Raw genomic sequence first — 16,540 nt, 5'->3', positions numbered from 1 at the left:
TTTTTTCACCATAATGGAGGGGGTTTTTTAATGGGTATTCCAGTAATTGATTTACATTGTGATGCATTGTGGCGTATGCAGCAGGACGGTCACCGGTTTAACGATGGTCTGCTTGATGTAAATGCAGATAAACTGCTTGCAGGAAATGTAATGGCACAGGCGTTTGCGATTTATGTTTATCCAACGTTAACATTGGAGGAAAAACGGGCCGCTGCTTTCAAACAAATTGCACTCTTTCAGAAGGAAGTGCTAAGTGAACAAGTTGTGCATATTAAAAAGTGGACAGATTTTGAGAAACTTCAGCCGGGACAAACTGGCGCTTTTTTAACGATTGAAGGCGTCGATTTTTTCGGAGGCGATATTGTTTTTTGGCATCAATTCCGTGAGCTAGGCGTGTTGTCGATCGGGCTTACATGGAATTACTCTAACGAAGCTGCAGACGGTTTACATAGTACATCACAGATTGGCGTCACACCGTTTGGCAAAGAAATTATTAAGCTGAATAATGAGCACCGGCTGTTCACCGATGTCACCCACCTGCATGAACGAAGCTTTTGGGATGTCATCGAGCATGCCGATTATGTAATTGCTTCTCATTCAAATGCCATGGCTGTTTGCAACCATGAACGCAATTTGAACGATGCACAAATTAAAGCGATGATTGAAAAAAATGCGCCGATTCATGTAGTGTACTATCCTGAATTTATCAACGGTACAAACACAGCAAGCATGACGGACTTGATTCGTCATATTGACTATATTTGCTCGCTTGGCGGGAAGCATTTGATTGGTCTTGGATCCGATTTTGATGGAATCGATGCGAAGATTCCCCACCTTGAACATTCTGGAATGCATCAAAATCTTATTAATGAGCTGTTAAAGCATTACAGTGAACAGGACGTGCGTGGTTTTGCCTCTGCGAATTTCTTGAAGCATTTGCCGAAATAGGCTGTAACGTCGGGTCCTCCTCGGTTTCGTGCTATACTAGAGAAACTTATGAATGAGAGGACGTTTTACTATGAACGGCAAAAACCGAAGCGATGTCTATCCAGGCTTGGAAGTGGATATCGTACTGAAACAAGACCAGCGTACAGGCAAAACAACACGCGGCATCGTAAAAGACTTACTGACAAACAGCAGCTCCCATCCCCACGGCATTAAAGTACGCTTAGCTGACGGACAAATTGGCCGTGTGTGTCAGACGTATCCGAAGTAAGGGTAAAAGCAAAAGTACTTCACACCTATATTCTAGGCGGTGGAGTTCTTTTGCTTTTTTCTCAACAACTCCCATTAACATTGGCAAATCATTAAAATATTCCCATCCGGATCTTTGAAATTAAAATAGTGGTTATGTTCAATATCTGTAATCAACTCAACGCCCTTGTTCCTCATAAAATGAAATGCCTCTTGGATGTTTTCCGTATTTAGGTGGAACGCCGGTATTTTAAATACACTGTCCTCTGAATAAATTTTGCTATCTAACACAATTCCTGTACCTTCCATAGGCAGAACATAAAGATGACCAAACTGAATTTCACCCTCTGCTTTCACCCCTAAAATCTCGCAGTACCAATCCCTCGCGTTTTCAATATTACTTACCGGAATAAAGATTGTGCCGACCTGTTTTAAGATAGGATTATCCATAAAACACCTGCCTTTTTAAAGTTTGAGTTTATTAAATATTCGGCATAAATGAAATGATGTCCTCCCCTCATTGTCATACTCGTTCCTACACTAAATGGATGTAATTGAAGTGCAATGCACATGTGTGGATTGCGCTTCATTTTCTTTTACAATTAATATCCCTCAATTTCTAATTGAACTCTTACTCTTTAAAAACTTGAAAATAGCACTGCCGACTAAAAACTTAATAATAATTGCCATAAACAGGTATTCAACTTTTTCAGGTAAAATAAATAAGCAACCGAATTTCGCCCCAAAAAACATTTATTTCTATCGAAAGTGTTTACTTTGCTTTTATTTACACTTAAATCATTGAAATACATAGATTACTTTATTAAACTAGGTTACGAAAAGTAATCAAAGAGGGTGTGACCTACTTTATTGTAGATCACTTTATTTTTATTCTTATACTTACTTTTAATAAGCAATTTACAAAAAGTTATTAGGGGGAGTTTATTATGACAAAACAACAATGGGCATCATTACTTGTACGAGTGGTGTTTGGTTTTATGTTCTTTTACCATGGATTTGTTAAATTTCAAGGAGGAATCGAGAATACAGCAGGTTACTTCGAATCACTTGGTTTAATGAGTGGTCTTGCATTTGTAGTGGCAATCATCGAATTAGTTGGTGGTTTATTATTGATCCTTGGACTTGGTACTCGGATAATTGGTGCAATATTTGCAGTTATTATGATTGGTGCAATCTTCACAGCAAAACTTTCACTTGGATTATTTGGTGACGGTACTTACGCTGGATATGAACTAGAAGTGGTTTACGTAGCACTAGGTATTTATTTCATATTTGCTGACCGTTCTCCATTATCACTTGATGCTAAATTAATGAACTAAGCAGATTAATTGAACATAGCAAAGGAGCAAGAGATGTCCATAAGTAGACTCTCTTACTCCTTTTTTGCACATTGTTTTTTACTTTATTTTTGTGTATCCAATGTATCCCAGAAACTGATATCTGCAGTTTCAATTGAACGATCTGCTATTGCTTGAACCGCAGCATCAAGTGTTGTAATCGTTTGTTTGATTAAATAACCATTACTTTTTTGACCAATAACTGCCGATTCATTGAAGTGATCGGACATTCCGCGCATTTCAAATAGAAGTGTAGCAATATCATATTGAACTGCGGCGCCATTACGGCCGATATTCTCACCATTGCCGCCATTATATTTCGCTAAATGACCCCACCCAGTAGAATCAACAGCATTAAATACAACAGCTCCCAATTTTTTCGATTTCTCTAATACTTCCGGTTTCACATTATCATTTGTAGGATAAAGCATAGATCCTGACACTAATTTCCCGTCTCGTCTTGCTTGAGTACCTTGGTGATGCAGGTCAATCATGTAGTCAATATCATATTTTTGTAAGACATTTTTATGAAGAGCCTGTGTTTCCGGGTGCACTTTATCAACATGATCACGATTTAAGTCTGCCCCTACTGCATTGTATCGTGTTAAATTACGTCCTCCGTCAGCGATATAATCATCTAGAGAAAAGTCGACATCTCCCATCGCACCATCTGCATTCAACATAGGCACAATAAGAATATTGACCTTATCAAGAACGCCCTTTGTTTTACCTGTGCCAAGATGCTTGATAAACTCCAATGCGCCTTCTGTAGTTAATTGTTCATTACCGTGCTGTTGCGTCAAAAATAGGATTGTCGGGTTGTTTGGATCTGTAATATATTTTGCCAAGTAAATATCTCGTTTTTTTACAGTTTGACCGATCACTTCAAGCTGCATAGCATCCTGTTTTGCGTCTTGCTTTTTAAGATAATCTACCATTTCATCGTAAGTATATAGGATTGACGTTTGAATCGATTCATTTCCACCATAGTTCGGACCTTCACCGACAGCATAGGCAGTTAATGAAGCTGGTGCCACAGCTCCCAGTGCCAAAATGCCAGTTAAGGATAGTGCTAACGCTTTCTTTTTCATAAGACCCCTCCATCACTTTAATTTTCAAAATTATTAAAATAATAATTTATACTTTAAGAATATCCATCAATTCTATAATCGTATATAGAGGGAATCTATCAATTTACTTGCATCCAAGGTAGAACGTTTGTTTTAATTTTCCATTAATGGTGTATATTTATTTACTCATTATTTCTCTGTTGTTTTCAGTTTTTATAGAGTAAAAGTCACTTAGCTGTTGTAGGGAAATTAAAAAATGCACAAAAAGCTCAGCTGCTTTTTGCGCATTATACTTACAGTTTCACATCAAACATAGCCTCTGTTTTTTCCTGCACTTCCTCTAGTGTCACTCCATCCTGAAGTTCCACTAGCTGCATTTTGCCATCTTGAAAATTAAAGACCGCCAAATCGGTAATTAACCGATGAACGACATTTTTGCCTGTCAACGGCAATGAGCATTCTCGTTTAACTTTCGACTCACCATATTTGTTCGTATGTTCCATAATGACGATGACCTTTTTCGCGCCGACAACTAAGTCCATTGCCCCGCCCATCCCTTTTACTACTTTTCCGGGAATCATCCAGTTGGCCAAGTCCCCCTCTTCCGAGACTTCCATTCCACCGAGAATCGCCAAATCAATATGCCCGCCGCGAATCATCGCAAAGCTTTCCGCACTATCAAAAAATGTCGCACCTACTTTTGCTGTGACCGTTTCCTTCCCGGCATTGATCAGATCTGCATCGACTTCTGTTTCTGTTGGGTACGGCCCAATTCCGAGCAGTCCGTTTTCCGACTGCAGCATCACATTATAATGCTCAGGAATTTCATTGGCGATTAGAGTTGGCATGCCGATACCTAAATTTACATATGTTCCATCCTGTATTTCCTTCACTGCGCGTCGGATAATTTTCATGCGTGCATCCATTATGCTTCCTCCCTTACAGTGCGGCGTTCAATGCGTTTTTCAAAAGACTCGCTATGGACAATATGCTGCACATAAATGCCTGGCAGATGAATTTCGTCCGGATCCAGTTCGCCTGTTTCGACAAGCTGCTCCACTTCGACAATCGTCACTTTACCTGCTGTCGCACAAAGCGGGTTAAAATTACGCGATGTTTTACGGAAAACGAGATTTCCGGAGCGATCGGCTTTCCATGCTTTCACAAGCGCAAAATCCCCTGTAATCGCACGTTCAAGCAAGTATGTTTTGCCGTCGAACTCCTTTGTCTCTTTCCCCTCAGCGATTGGCGTACCAACACCTGTTGCCGTATAAAATCCTGGTATGCCTGCACCCCCAGCACGAATGCGTTCCGCTAATGTGCCCTGTGGTGTTAATTCCACTTCAAGCTCGCCGTTTAAGAATTGCTGTTCAAATGTTTTATTTTCCCCTACATATGAAGCAATGATTTTCGTAATCTGCTTGTCTTGCAATAGAACGCCGAGCCCGAAATCATCGACACCGCAGTTATTGCTGACAACCGTCAGATTTTTTGTTCCTTTATCTTTTACAGCCTGAATTAGATTTTCCGGAATACCGCATAACCCGAAGCCCCCCACTAATAATACAGCTCCATCGTCTATTGCCTGAATCGCCTGTTGTACAGAAGCTACTACTTTGTCCATGTCCTTATCCCCTTTCACATCCATACAAAATATTCTATAAAAAGACGAAATTCCCTTTAAAAATCTGTTTTTCTATTTTCCGTTGGCAGTTTGGCTTGGTGCGTTTTCTAATAAACTTTGAAATGTTCTAATATATTTTTATTTGTTCTAATAAACAGCCGGTTTTCTAATATATTCCCGAGATGTTCAAATAAGTCGGCTCTTTGTTCTAATATCCTCGATGCATTTTCTAATATCTGCAGCCGTTCTTCTAATAAACCACTCCCTTGTTCTAATAAAACCCACACCCGCCTCCCGCTGCCCCCTTATCCAGGCAAAACTACAGTCATCTTGCCGACAACATAACCGATTTTCTAATAAATCCCCCAGACTTTCTAATAACACTCCCTCTTCTTCTAATATCCCTTTCATTTGTTCTAATAAAATCAAGCCCCTCCTACCCCGTACCTCTGCGCTGCCTCGATTTTCTAATAACTCACCCTCTTCTTCTAGTAAATGCCCCACCCCCATACAAAAAAAGCCAAACCGCCCATAAAGAACAGTCTGACTTTGCTTTTAGTTTTGTTTTTCATGTGGGGCTTGGTAAATACCGATTTCTTTAGTATTCGGATCACGAACAATGCGCTGATCGTCTTTTAGCGGAATAATATCCGGATCTTCTGCATCGCTGCTTCGGCCAAAATCTCCTGCAACAGTTGTATTCGGTAATGCTTCATACTTTTTCTCAGGCTCAAATGGTACAGGGCGTTCATCCATTACCTCTTTATTAATAAGGTTCGAAGGATTAGAGCGGTTTGTAATCCAATCATCAAGTGTATGGCCTGTCCAATCTTCTTCATCAAATGGGTCGGTACCTGTTATTAGCAGTTTCCCGCCTTCTTCAATGATTTTTTCGTATTCTAGCCGCTTACTTTCCGGTAGACCAAGGCGGCGGATTTTCTCTTCGATTGGCGATTCCTTCGTCAATGCGGTTTTCACTATACTGCGGACACCATTAGTCGTAATTAACGACACTTGCTGATCACGTGCGATGGAGTGAAATTCATCTACATCCTTTGTTAAAAGATAAATATGTGTACCTTCCAATTCATTGTCCGGTCTGCGTAATTCCTGGAGTTTTTCTAGCAATTCCTGTTTCGTATAGGCAACATCAATTTTCTGTTTCGGCTCATCAAAAAACATTTGCATCCCTCCATTAAATTATTCGTAAGTACCTTTTCCCCATCTCCCCCATACAAAACTTATTTTAAAATAGTATCCGTTTGTTCTACCGCTAAAGTGTAATGCATTTTTTCGCTCTTTTTGATTATTTATTTACTCAAAAACAATGTTTCCCACTCACCACTCAACACCTTGAAATATTCTGTTGATTGCTTCAGATAACGCTTCATTTTAAACTATATCTAGTAATCAACAAGTTGTTCAATACTTATCTGGAGGAATTATATATGAATAAAAAATCAAAAATAATTTTAGCCGTTTCACTAGCCATTATTGCGTTTATGATTGGAAAAGCGTTTATTTTAGATGAGTCCAGCAAAATATATTTGGTCATCTTCGCCTTTGTCGGATTAGGACTCGCTATGCTGCGTCTCTTTATTAATGGGATGATCAAAAAGATGAAGGGTAAACCTGTCGGAGTGAAAGTGATGTTCTTTGCCGTTCTTCTTGGCTGTGGTATTCCGTTTCAGAACTGGTTCCGTACAGATATTTTGCTTGCGATGGACCGCGAATATTTAGTGCCTTGTATTGTCGTAACTGTTGCCAGCGTATTTTTCATGACAGTTCTTTCCGGCGTAATCTCTCAGCGTAAACGCGCAAGTCAAATAGAAGAAATGACAATAGAACAATAGCGAAATCCCGTTGAAAAGTTCAACGGGATTTTTTTCGCATCTATCAAATCAACGTTTCGATTTTTTCATAAATTTCTTTCAGCATCATATCATAACGATCACCGTTTAAATAAAAATTGCAAACATAGGTACCTCTTTTTCTCTCTGCCAATTCATCCCCTGCCGGAATTTCATTATGTATATAAAGCGTTGAATGTGAACCATTTATAAGATTTTGAAAATGCAATGTATCGTACGTTATATTTTCTTTCGTAAAAGCAAAATGACCTTTCGCTGCTTCATAATAAACGATCGGAATGATTGACCCCTCATAAACCTTAATATATTCATCTCGAGAAGCTTGTCCAAATGCGGTTGGTGTAATAAACAGTGCATCAAATTGTAAAGTAGAATCGGTAACCGCTTCTTCAAGTGCCTCGAATGTAATTTCCACAATTTCTATATTGGTATTATATTGATCGTGAAACTCTCCTAAAACAGCAATTTTTAACGGCTTCCCGTCATACGCGACTATTTCCTTCGAACACCCTGCCAATAATAGAAGCCCGAGCAGAAATAATACTTTTTTCATTTATATCTCATCCTTTCTTAGATGAATTGTATACTAGGTTGCTGTCATTCCTTGCAAATTATTCATCAGGGAATAATTAAAGGAGCTGCCAGCATGATGCCGCAACTCCTTTGCTTTTTTAGGAATATAAAAAAATGCACAAGGAAATCACCGTTTCCCTATGCATTCAATCTTATTATTGACCAAATTCCGTTACGAATTCAGAAAGCTCTTTACGTACTCGTACATTTGGCACATTATCGTAATAACCGAACTGGAACATTGAAATGACACGTTCATGCGGCTGTGCGTTTAATGCTTCACGGAATTTCGGGTTGTCCAGGAAGCCAGGTGTTTTCCAGCAAGTACCGATGCCTTTTTCCCATGCCAGTAGTTGCACATTTTGTAAATAGCAAGCTGCCGCTGCATAGTCTTCCAATCGTTCTTTTTGACGAACATCTTCTGTCACAAGCACAATTGCGTATGCACCGGCCAATGTGAATTTTTTCATTTGTATAGCAAGCGCATCTTCCGAAAGCTCCTGCCATTTCGGAACTGCAAGGTCTCGAAGCAGCTCATGTACTTTTGGCAGCTGTTCCTCTGCACCTACTACGATGCGCCATGGCTGACGGTTACCGTGATTCGGTGCCCATTTTGCATCATCCAAAATTTCCATTACCGCCTTTTTGTCAACCTGCTGCCCATTAAACAGCTTAATCGAACGGCGTTGCAATACTGCGTCTCTTACTGATAAAGTCATCGCCAAATCCTCCTTCAATTACTACTATTACATTAGCATGAATGATCTATAATTAACATATTCCATGGTGTGAATTCTATTAAAAAGTTCATTATTGGGCAAGTGATTAAAAAAGCGGAAAAACTCCGCTTTTTCCATCTCTGTTCTCTCCCAAACGCCCCTTAAAACTCATCCGCTATATGGAAATAGTAATACTGCATGTTCGGAGTATAAGCAGTGGAATCTTCATACGTATAGAGGCGGTCGCTGCTGTTCGATGTATGGGCATTTACATACGGAACCCCCTCCTTTATACGCGTCACAATTGTACTGTGATCGATGCGGCCGTCCCCCGTAAAATCATAAAAAATAACATCCCCAAGCTGCAGTTCACTTGCCGAGTTTACCCTTGTCGCACGTAAGCCTTTCGTGGACGTTTCCAAATACCAGCGAAGGGAATGCGCAACAGACCAGCTATAACTCCAGCGCTCCGGTTGTCCGATCATCCACCAGCCCTGCCCCCGATTCGGTGCCCCCCACATTGGAGCCCCTCCAGCACGTAAACATTGGGAAATAAAGTTCGTACAATCGTCCCGAAAGACCGGATATTCGGGATTAAAGCTGTCCCACCATCTATTTGCATAAGCAACAGCAGCCATCCGATTATAAGTAGGCAACGATCTTCTCCTTTTTTCACAGCGTATGTCGAGTACTTTCTAATTATGAAAGTGTTATGAATGTAGAGCAAAAATCCCCTGTTTTTGTAAATGTTTGATACAATTATTTTATGGAAATATGAAACGGTTAGGGGGAATTATGATGACACAACATGCAGAAAGGGAAATTTTTCTTCCTATAGCCCTTTGCGATAAAAAAGGTAATTTAAATCCGGAAGCAATCGGTTTTGCACGAAGACCTATTATCGACAGTAATTTGTCAGGGCATTTTATGCGCAAGAAAAAATGGAATTACTGGTGTGTATATGGTGAGGAGATTTTATTTTCCGCGACAATCAGTCATATGGATTACGCAGCTGTATGCTTTGTTTATTTCCTCGAATATGAAACACAACGTTACTTCGAAAAAACAATCTTAATTCCGCTTGGGGCAAAAGTAAAAATGCCGACACAAGTGCTGGAAACAATTCAATATAAAAATTCTGAAATGTCCATCCAACTTACATACTTCAACCGCGAGACCCATTTAACAGTGACTGCGCCTGATTTTGACGGTGACCCTTTACATGCCGAGCTGACAATTGCACATCCGAAAGATGATGACTCACTCAATGTGGTCATTCCATGGAATCGCCGAACATTCCAATTTACGGCGAAACATCACACATTACCAACTACAGGAACGGTAAAAATCGGAAACCGCACCTTCACGTTCACACCGGAAGAAAGCTTTGCCGTACTTGATTACGGCCGTGGTGTATGGCCTCGTGAAGCAATATGGAACTGGGGTATGGCATCACAGCGAGTACGTGGTCAGCGGATTGGATTAAACTTTGGCGGTAAATGGACGGATGGAACAGGCATGACCGAAAATGCCATCTTTATCGACGGTGAAATGATGAAGATTCATGAAGATGTTCTGTTTCACTATGATCGCACTAATTTTATGCATCCTTGGACGATCAAAACAAAATTCAGCGGACGCGTCAACTTAACTTTCACGCCATTTTTTGAACGGGTGGCAGAAACGAATGCGAAACTCATTGTTTCCTCTGTTCATCAGATGGTCGGTTATTACGATGGATTTATTCAGCTCGATGATGGCAAAACACTGCATATCCAGCAAATGCTTGGCTGCATTGAAGAACATGTTGCAAAGTGGTAACACGTTAGGGGGAAAAATTAATGACAGCTCAAGATTTTAAGCAGGAACAACAGCGTCTGCATGAAACGATCCATTATATGGATCAGATTTTAAATAGCTCGAAGAAGGATATTGAAACGGCACAGGAAAATATCCGTACTGCGATGGCCAATGTTGAGTATTTGGACTCCAGTGACAGCTTCCTGAATATTTTAATGAATACACGTTTTTTCGAGCTTGCCCGTAATCAAAAAGAAGGGTTGGAAGCGATTCGGCAAAAACCGTATTTTGCACGAATTCATTTCCAGCGTGAAAATGAAAACGAGGAGTTTCTTTATATCGGAAAGACTTCACTTTTCCATAGCGAAACCCATGAACCGATTATTGTTGACTGGCGCTCCCCTGTCGCAAACGTCTATTACGATGGCCGCCTTGGTGATATTTCTTATGATGTCCGGGATGAAACACATTCCGGTCATTTGTTTGCCAAGCGCCAATATAAAATTGAAAACGGCGAGCTGATCAATTACCGGGATGTCGATTTAACAACAAATGATGAGCTCCTTCAAGAAGCGCTTGAAGGGAAAGCAGATGTCCGGTTAACCGAAATTGTCTCTACTATCCAGAAGGAACAAAACGAAATTATCCGTGCACATCTTCGTCAGCCGATCCTTGTACAAGGTGCAGCTGGTTCAGGGAAAACAACAATCGCCCTGCACCGGATTTCGTATTTCCTTTACACAATGGGCGAGCATTTCAATCCTGAGCAATTGATGATACTTGCACCAAACCGGTTATTTATCGACTATATTGCTGATGTATTGCCTGAGCTTGGCGTCGATAAAATTTGCCAAACAACGTATGCGCAATATGTCCTTGATGCACTGAATTTAAAGCTAAAACTGCAAAATCCGAATGAACAGCTCGAGCAGCTCATTGCAAACCCTTCCGTACAGCAAGAGAGTGCCATAATTGCGAAAACAAAAGGCAGTCCATTTTATGAACTGATGATGAACCGTTATATCGAACACCATGAACAGAAGCTAGCGGCATTGTTTGATGATGTATTCATTGAAAAATACCGCATTATGAAGGGCGAGCATTTACGAAAGCTGTTTTTAGTGGAATTTCATTATATGCCTGTGGAAAAACGGCTTGAACGTATTAAAAAGGTAATTCAAACAGAGGTAAAACGGAAAACGGCAGCAGTGCTCGCGACATTGAATACGCGTTATGAAGATGCGATCGGTCGTGCGCTAAACGGCATGCGGGACGCAGACAAACGCCGGCGTACAGTAACAAAGCTGATTGATGAACGGGATGCCCGCATTCCAAAAATTAAACAGGAAGCCAAATCCGTTGCAACAGTCTATATGAAAAAATTCCAGAAAGTAAAAGTGAAACAGATGTACCGTGAGCTTTTGACGAATCGGGAATTGCTCGGTGAAGTTGCTCCTGAATGGCCTTTTGAAGAAGTGGTGCATTTTATAAAAGCGCATCAGAAAGAACGTTGGGTGCTGGAGGATTTGGCGGCACTTTACTTTTTACAGGCTAAAATTAAAGGTATCGATGACAAGTGGAAAATGCGCGTCGTTTTTATCGATGAAGTTCAGGACTACAGCTATTTCCAGCTTGCTGCACTAAAAGCCGGGCTTGAAACGGATATGTTCACAATGGTTGGAGATCTTGCCCAAGGGATACACAGCTACCGGTCACTGACAGAATGGCAGCCAGTACTCTCACTTTTTCCGCGCGCAACGTATGCAACACTTCAAAAAAGCTACCGAACAACAATTGAAATTATGGACGTTGCCAATGAAATCCTGAAGCAGATGGATGAGGATCTACCGCTTGTTGAACCTGTTGTCCGTCACGGGAAAGTACCGGAATTCATCGCCGCAGAAAGTTTTAATGCGGCTATAATTCAAGACGTTCTTGTAAAGATTCGAGACAATCAGCATCAATCTATTGCACTTATTTGTAAAACAACCGATGAAGCCGTTCAGTTAATCGAACAGCTTGAAAACTCGGATATCCCTGCCCAGCTGCTCGACGAAAATTCAGCAATTGATCAGCAAAAACTTCTTGTTATCCCAAGTCATTTGGCAAAAGGTTTAGAGTTTGATGCGGTCATTCTCACGTCATTTGATACATCTTATGATGACAATCCGCTTGACCGGAAACTGCTCTATGTTGCCTTAACCCGTGCCATGCATGAGCTTTATCTGATTGGTCCATCAAAAGAGGCTTTTTTGATGAAGTGAATGATGCATAACATGCAATTTTAAAGAGCGTACTCATATAGCTTCTTATTTTATTCCGGTATATTTTGGCGAAGGCCGCATAGCAGCAGTAAAGGCACACCGTTAACGATGCGCCTTTACTGCTGCTTTTTTTTTGCGACATGAGAATTCGCCAAATCCATTGTGTCCCTCTTTATACCGTTAAAAGCTAAAAAGCGGCGCTTACAGTGGTAGGCGCCGTATCAACGCACAAAGAGCCACCATCTTAAAACAAGTATAAATAGTAATAAAAAAACGTTCAGATAATCCTGAACGTTTACTTTGTATGCAGTTGAATCTACTTCGCTTACGATCCAATATAAATGTAATAATCGAGCTGTGATGACTTCATGAACCCGGCCTTTTCATATACATGAAGGGCTGCCATGTTTTCGACTTCCACATCGAGTAAAATTGTCTTGTCACCCGACCGAAGCGCATAGTCTTTCACTAAATTTAAAATTTGCGTGCCGATTCCTTGGCGCTGTCTTTTCGGAGATACCGCAAATGCCGTAATCCACTGTACTTCGCCTTCTTTGCGGGTCGTCACTGTTCCAACGACTTCCCCATCAATTTCGGCTGTCCACATGACAAGGCCTTCTGTTGTTGTATTAAATTCGATCAGTTCCAATGATTCTTCACGAATATCGCCGAATGCATCACTGAAAATTGAAACAAGTGCTTCCGTGTCCTTTTGCATAAACGGGCGTAAAGAAACAGGTCCCTCTTTTTGCAAAACTTCCGCACGGGCTTCCAATGTAGCTTCCGAAAAGCTGTATAAATACCCGTTATTTTGAAGAAATTCTTTGCCGTAATAAGAGCCTTCCACGACTAATGCAAGCTCTCCTTCACTTTCACGCATCGCCAATCCTTCTTTCAGCACATTCAATATTGCCGTACCAATTCCGAGCTGACGATACATTGGTGCAACGAGCATCGACCATTCATACGTATTTAACCCCATCAAGTCGACCGCAGTTCCTGCTCCTACCAGCAGATTCTTCTCATCATCATATACAAGAACATAAAATCCCCGCATTTCATAGCTTTTCGCTACCGGTAAATTCATAACTTGATTTAACAGTACGCCATCACAAACGGCCGCCGATTTGCATAATTTCTGTACTTCTTCATATGTTTCTTCATCTAAAGGAAACGACACTGTTATTGCCGATAAATTCATTCTTTCTACTCCAATTCTAACTACTATAATTTCTTTATTTTAGTAAAGCTGTCGAAGTAACGCAACACTCGCGCATGAATCCGTTCAAATTTATCTTCATGCAATTATAATTCCCTTTAAAAACAAAGTAACTTCGTGATACAATTTTTCTAGTAAATATGCATAATTTTAACTACTTATTACCCAATAATAAGGTATAATAATCCTATGCATGATTACTTTTTACAAAAAAAAATTCATCTTAAATGACTAAACGATGTTATTTAATTATAATTACAATATGAATTAATTAATTAAGGAGACTTAACTTATGACAAAAGAACAAATCTATTCTACTAGTACCGAGCCACTACTAGATACCCCTTTTCCTTCTTTTGTACTTTTGCCTAATGGTACACTCGTTCATGGAAATCTCCGTCATTTAGACTATCCAATAAAAGAGACAAAAGAACTAATCGGAAATTCCATACACGACACGCTATTTTCAGAAGTAGGTGACGATGTCATTGAATCCATTTTAACAAGTTCGGTAGCGTTATGTTTACACAACATTCCTCTTTCACTGAAAGGTAAGCCTTCCAAAACTTGCACCCTTTATACGAAGCCGACAATCTTTGCTAATGAACAGGCAATTTCTGTTCTTTGTATTCCAAATGAAGAAGTTCGTTTAATGGATGAAGAACAGCAACATTTAGTCGATCTTAAGAACGGGATTCATCAGTCTTTCATGACCGTTACACTTGACCAGGACGGCTTTATTACCCAGACAAATCAGTCGTTTTTAACAGCAAGCCGCTGGACACCGAAACGGGTTATCGGGAAAACATTGTGGCAATTGTTCCCGCAAAATCCCGAATCAGAAAAGGTAGTCCTGGAAATTTGGAAAACACTGCAAAATGGACAAGTATGGCAAGGTGAAGTTGAGAAACTGACAAAGGATGAGCAGCTTTACTGGGTACATTTAACGGCGATTCCGATGATGGGCCAAACATCTGAAAAAAACGAGTATTTGCTGATTGAACGTAATATTACAAACGAGAAAAAGATTCAGTTCCAACTGGAGAAAATTGCATATATCGATACAGAAACAGGAATGATGAATGTTCACCGCCTGGAAAAAATCATCGGGGAAATGATTGAGGAAGAGCGCCATTTTTCATTCGTTTATTTAAGTATCGATAAGTTTTACACAATTAAGGATTTACATGATGGCGTAGCCGGAAATTCCCTTATCTTAGAGTTTACGAAACGCATGAAAATGTATTTCCAAGATAGTACGATGGCTCGTATAAATGAAAGTGAATTTGTCGTAATTACACCATTGCCAGAATGGTTTACACAAGGTTTCCTGAATTATTTACAGCAAAATCCAATCTACAGCGGTAACGTAGCAGTCCCACTTTCATTAAGCGGCGGGATTACACGCTTCCCGGAAGATCAAATGACATTCTCTCAATTAATGAAGGCATCATTGGCTACCATCGCTTCTGTAAGGAGCGCGGGCGGTGACAGCATCGTTTCATTATCAAAATCTTCACATGCTGCATTAAACCGCAGATCGATAGTTGAAAAGCGGTTACTGCTTGCACTAGATCAGAAAAACCTGCATGTTCTGTACCAGCCTCAACTTGATTTAGGAAGCGGTAAAATTACTGCTGTCGAAGCATTAGTCCGTTGGGATGATGAAGAAATCGGTGCTGTTTCACCTGATGAACTGATTCCTATTGCGGAAGAGACAGGCCTTATTAATAATATCGGTTCGTTTATGCTGGAAAAAGCATGTGAACAAGCGGTCCTATGGAAAAATGCAGGTCACGCGATCAAAGTTAGCATCAACTCTTCTGTACGCGAGTTCCGTGATAAAAATATGGCCAAGTCCATTTTGGAAACACTTGAACGTACTGGATGTCCCGCAAATTTACTGCAAATCGAAATTACCGAAAAGTTTGCGTTGGAAGCTGAAGCTGAATCGGGCATTATTAAGCAAATGCGTACACTTGAAAATGAGGGCATCGTCTTTGCGCTGGACGACTTCGGTACAGGATACGGCTCGTTCCGTTACATGCAGCTTCTGCCGATTTCTATCTTAAAAATTGACCAGACATTTATCCGCGCACTGAAATCGGAAAAAAACCAGCAGCTCGTAAATGGTATGGTACAACTAGGAAAATCAATGAATTTAACGGTTGTAGCGGAAGGTGTGGAAACAGAAGAACAAATGCAGTTCCTGACAAGCATCGGCTGTGAGGTCATCCAAGGTTACTTTGTAAGCAAACCAAGCTCTATCGAAGAAATCACTTCATTACTAGGATAAATAAAAGCTCGTAAGGCAACTGATGATCAGTGCTTTACGAGCTTCTCTTTTTTACTTTTGTAAAGGACTGAATCGAAGTTCTTCCTTTTCTCATTATACGCAGGATGATCTGCATCATTACTTCCGCAAATACAAGCCCCATCGCAATCGCGCCGGAAATCATAAATGCGCGCATCCCATTTTCCAGTCCAGCAATATAATCGAGCTCCATCACATTGCGCATTGTACTGTAAGCAATGCCCCCGGGTACTAGCGGAATAATTCCGGAAACACTGAATATAATCATCGGCATCCTAAATCTGCGCGCAAAGAAATATGCTACTAATGAAACGACAAACGCACCAAGAAAAGATGCGCGTACATCATCCAGTCCACTTTCGAAAAGAACATAATAGACAGCCCACCCTACAGCACCGACAAAACCACATGCCGGGATTGTTTTGATCGGGGCATTAAAAATGACCCCAAAACAGGCGGTTGCAATAAAACTAATAACGACTTGAGCCAGCACATGCTCCACCAACGAACGCTCCCCTCCACTCAATCATATAT

Annotated in this window: 18 protein-coding genes; 7 read left to right on the top strand and 11 right to left on the bottom strand. The window is 40.5% G+C overall.

Going from position 1 to position 16,540, the window contains the following annotated elements; genetic code table 11:
* Positions 1-30 precede the first annotated feature (30 nt).
* Both MKX73_RS09025 and MKX73_RS09020 read left to right on the top strand, forming a co-directional pair.
* Positions 31-948 (top strand): dipeptidase, encoded by a 918-nt coding sequence (locus tag MKX73_RS09025; protein WP_340717153.1) that lies wholly within the window; start codon positions 31-33, stop codon positions 946-948.
* 70 nt (positions 949-1,018) lie between these two features.
* The gene (locus MKX73_RS09020; protein ID WP_079523789.1) at positions 1,019-1,216 is read left to right on the top strand and encodes a YwbE family protein; all 198 of its coding nucleotides are present in this window, start codon (positions 1,019-1,021) and stop codon (positions 1,214-1,216) included.
* A 74-nt stretch (positions 1,217-1,290) separates the two neighbouring features.
* Here the strand turns inward: MKX73_RS09020 and MKX73_RS09015 are convergent, their stop codons facing one another.
* A complete protein-coding gene (locus tag MKX73_RS09015) occupies positions 1,291-1,644 on the bottom strand; it encodes a VOC family protein (protein WP_340717152.1) in 354 nt (117 codons plus the stop codon).
* A gap of 497 nt (positions 1,645-2,141) precedes the next feature.
* On the opposite strand from MKX73_RS09015, the gene MKX73_RS09010 reads away from it, so the two are divergent.
* Positions 2,142-2,534 (top strand): DoxX family protein, encoded by a 393-nt coding sequence (locus MKX73_RS09010; RefSeq protein WP_079523791.1) that lies wholly within the window; start codon positions 2,142-2,144, stop codon positions 2,532-2,534.
* An 83-nt stretch (positions 2,535-2,617) separates the two neighbouring features.
* Here the strand turns inward: MKX73_RS09010 and MKX73_RS09005 are convergent, their stop codons facing one another.
* From MKX73_RS09005 to MKX73_RS08985, 5 genes are all read right to left on the bottom strand, one after another.
* The gene (locus tag MKX73_RS09005) at positions 2,618-3,643 is read right to left on the bottom strand and encodes a M14 family zinc carboxypeptidase (RefSeq protein WP_340717151.1); all 1,026 of its coding nucleotides are present in this window, start codon (positions 3,641-3,643) and stop codon (positions 2,618-2,620) included.
* 272 nt (positions 3,644-3,915) lie between these two features.
* Positions 3,916-4,548: a 3-oxoacid CoA-transferase subunit B gene (locus MKX73_RS09000; RefSeq protein WP_445783308.1), complete on the bottom strand. Its 633-nt coding sequence runs from the start codon at positions 4,546-4,548 to the stop codon at positions 3,916-3,918.
* Positions 4,548-5,246: a CoA transferase subunit A gene (locus tag MKX73_RS08995; RefSeq protein ID WP_340717150.1), complete on the bottom strand. Its 699-nt coding sequence runs from the start codon at positions 5,244-5,246 to the stop codon at positions 4,548-4,550. Before MKX73_RS08995 ends, MKX73_RS09000 begins: the two co-directional genes overlap by 1 nt.
* A gap of 186 nt (positions 5,247-5,432) precedes the next feature.
* Positions 5,433-5,675, bottom strand: a complete 243-nt coding sequence (locus MKX73_RS08990) for a hypothetical protein (RefSeq protein ID WP_340717149.1) — start codon at positions 5,673-5,675, stop codon at positions 5,433-5,435.
* A 126-nt stretch (positions 5,676-5,801) separates the two neighbouring features.
* Positions 5,802-6,428, bottom strand: a complete 627-nt coding sequence (locus tag MKX73_RS08985; protein ID WP_340717148.1) for a general stress protein — start codon at positions 6,426-6,428, stop codon at positions 5,802-5,804.
* Positions 6,429-6,694: 266 nt separating this feature from the next.
* Between MKX73_RS08985 and MKX73_RS08980 the strand changes: the two genes are divergently transcribed.
* Positions 6,695-7,099, top strand: coding sequence for an MFS transporter permease (locus tag MKX73_RS08980; protein ID WP_340717147.1), 405 nt, complete (start codon positions 6,695-6,697; stop codon positions 7,097-7,099).
* 43 nt (positions 7,100-7,142) lie between these two features.
* Here MKX73_RS08980 and MKX73_RS08975 read toward each other — a convergent pair whose 3' ends face one another.
* The 3 genes from MKX73_RS08975 to MKX73_RS08965 all read right to left on the bottom strand — a co-directional run bounded on the left by MKX73_RS08975 (position 7,143) and on the right by MKX73_RS08965 (position 9,065).
* Complete coding sequence (locus tag MKX73_RS08975) at positions 7,143-7,670, bottom strand: hypothetical protein (protein WP_340717146.1); 528 nt, start codon at positions 7,668-7,670, stop codon at positions 7,143-7,145.
* A 175-nt stretch (positions 7,671-7,845) separates the two neighbouring features.
* On the bottom strand, positions 7,846-8,409 hold the full coding sequence (locus MKX73_RS08970; protein WP_340717145.1) for a nitroreductase family protein: 564 nt from the start codon (positions 8,407-8,409) through the stop codon (positions 7,846-7,848).
* A 161-nt stretch (positions 8,410-8,570) separates the two neighbouring features.
* Positions 8,571-9,065, bottom strand: a complete 495-nt coding sequence (locus tag MKX73_RS08965; RefSeq protein ID WP_340717144.1) for an amidase domain-containing protein — start codon at positions 9,063-9,065, stop codon at positions 8,571-8,573.
* A gap of 142 nt (positions 9,066-9,207) precedes the next feature.
* On the opposite strand from MKX73_RS08965, the gene MKX73_RS08960 reads away from it, so the two are divergent.
* Positions 9,208-10,230 carry a DUF2804 domain-containing protein gene (locus MKX73_RS08960; RefSeq protein WP_340718874.1) on the top strand — a complete coding sequence of 341 codons (1,023 nt, stop codon included), beginning with the start codon at positions 9,208-9,210 and terminating at the stop codon, positions 10,228-10,230.
* Between the two features lie 20 nt (positions 10,231-10,250).
* A complete protein-coding gene (gene helD / locus MKX73_RS08955; RefSeq protein ID WP_340717143.1) occupies positions 10,251-12,473 on the top strand; it encodes an RNA polymerase recycling motor HelD in 2,223 nt (740 codons plus the stop codon).
* 325 nt (positions 12,474-12,798) lie between these two features.
* Here the strand turns inward: helD and MKX73_RS08950 are convergent, their stop codons facing one another.
* The gene (locus MKX73_RS08950; RefSeq protein WP_340717142.1) at positions 12,799-13,674 is read right to left on the bottom strand and encodes a GNAT family N-acetyltransferase; all 876 of its coding nucleotides are present in this window, start codon (positions 13,672-13,674) and stop codon (positions 12,799-12,801) included.
* A gap of 310 nt (positions 13,675-13,984) precedes the next feature.
* Between MKX73_RS08950 and MKX73_RS08945 the strand changes: the two genes are divergently transcribed.
* Complete coding sequence (locus MKX73_RS08945; RefSeq protein ID WP_340717141.1) at positions 13,985-15,988, top strand: sensor domain-containing protein; 2,004 nt, start codon at positions 13,985-13,987, stop codon at positions 15,986-15,988.
* 34 nt (positions 15,989-16,022) lie between these two features.
* Here the strand turns inward: MKX73_RS08945 and MKX73_RS08940 are convergent, their stop codons facing one another.
* A complete protein-coding gene (locus MKX73_RS08940; RefSeq protein ID WP_340717140.1) occupies positions 16,023-16,508 on the bottom strand; it encodes a threonine/serine exporter family protein in 486 nt (161 codons plus the stop codon).
* Positions 16,509-16,540 lie beyond the last annotated feature (32 nt).

The sequence above is a fragment of the Solibacillus sp. FSL W7-1436 genome (assembly GCF_038007305.1).
GTDB lineage: Bacteria > Bacillota > Bacilli > Bacillales_A > Planococcaceae > Solibacillus.
The sequence above is the reverse complement of the archived record's forward strand: the minus strand, read 5'-3'. Positions and strand labels throughout refer to the sequence as shown.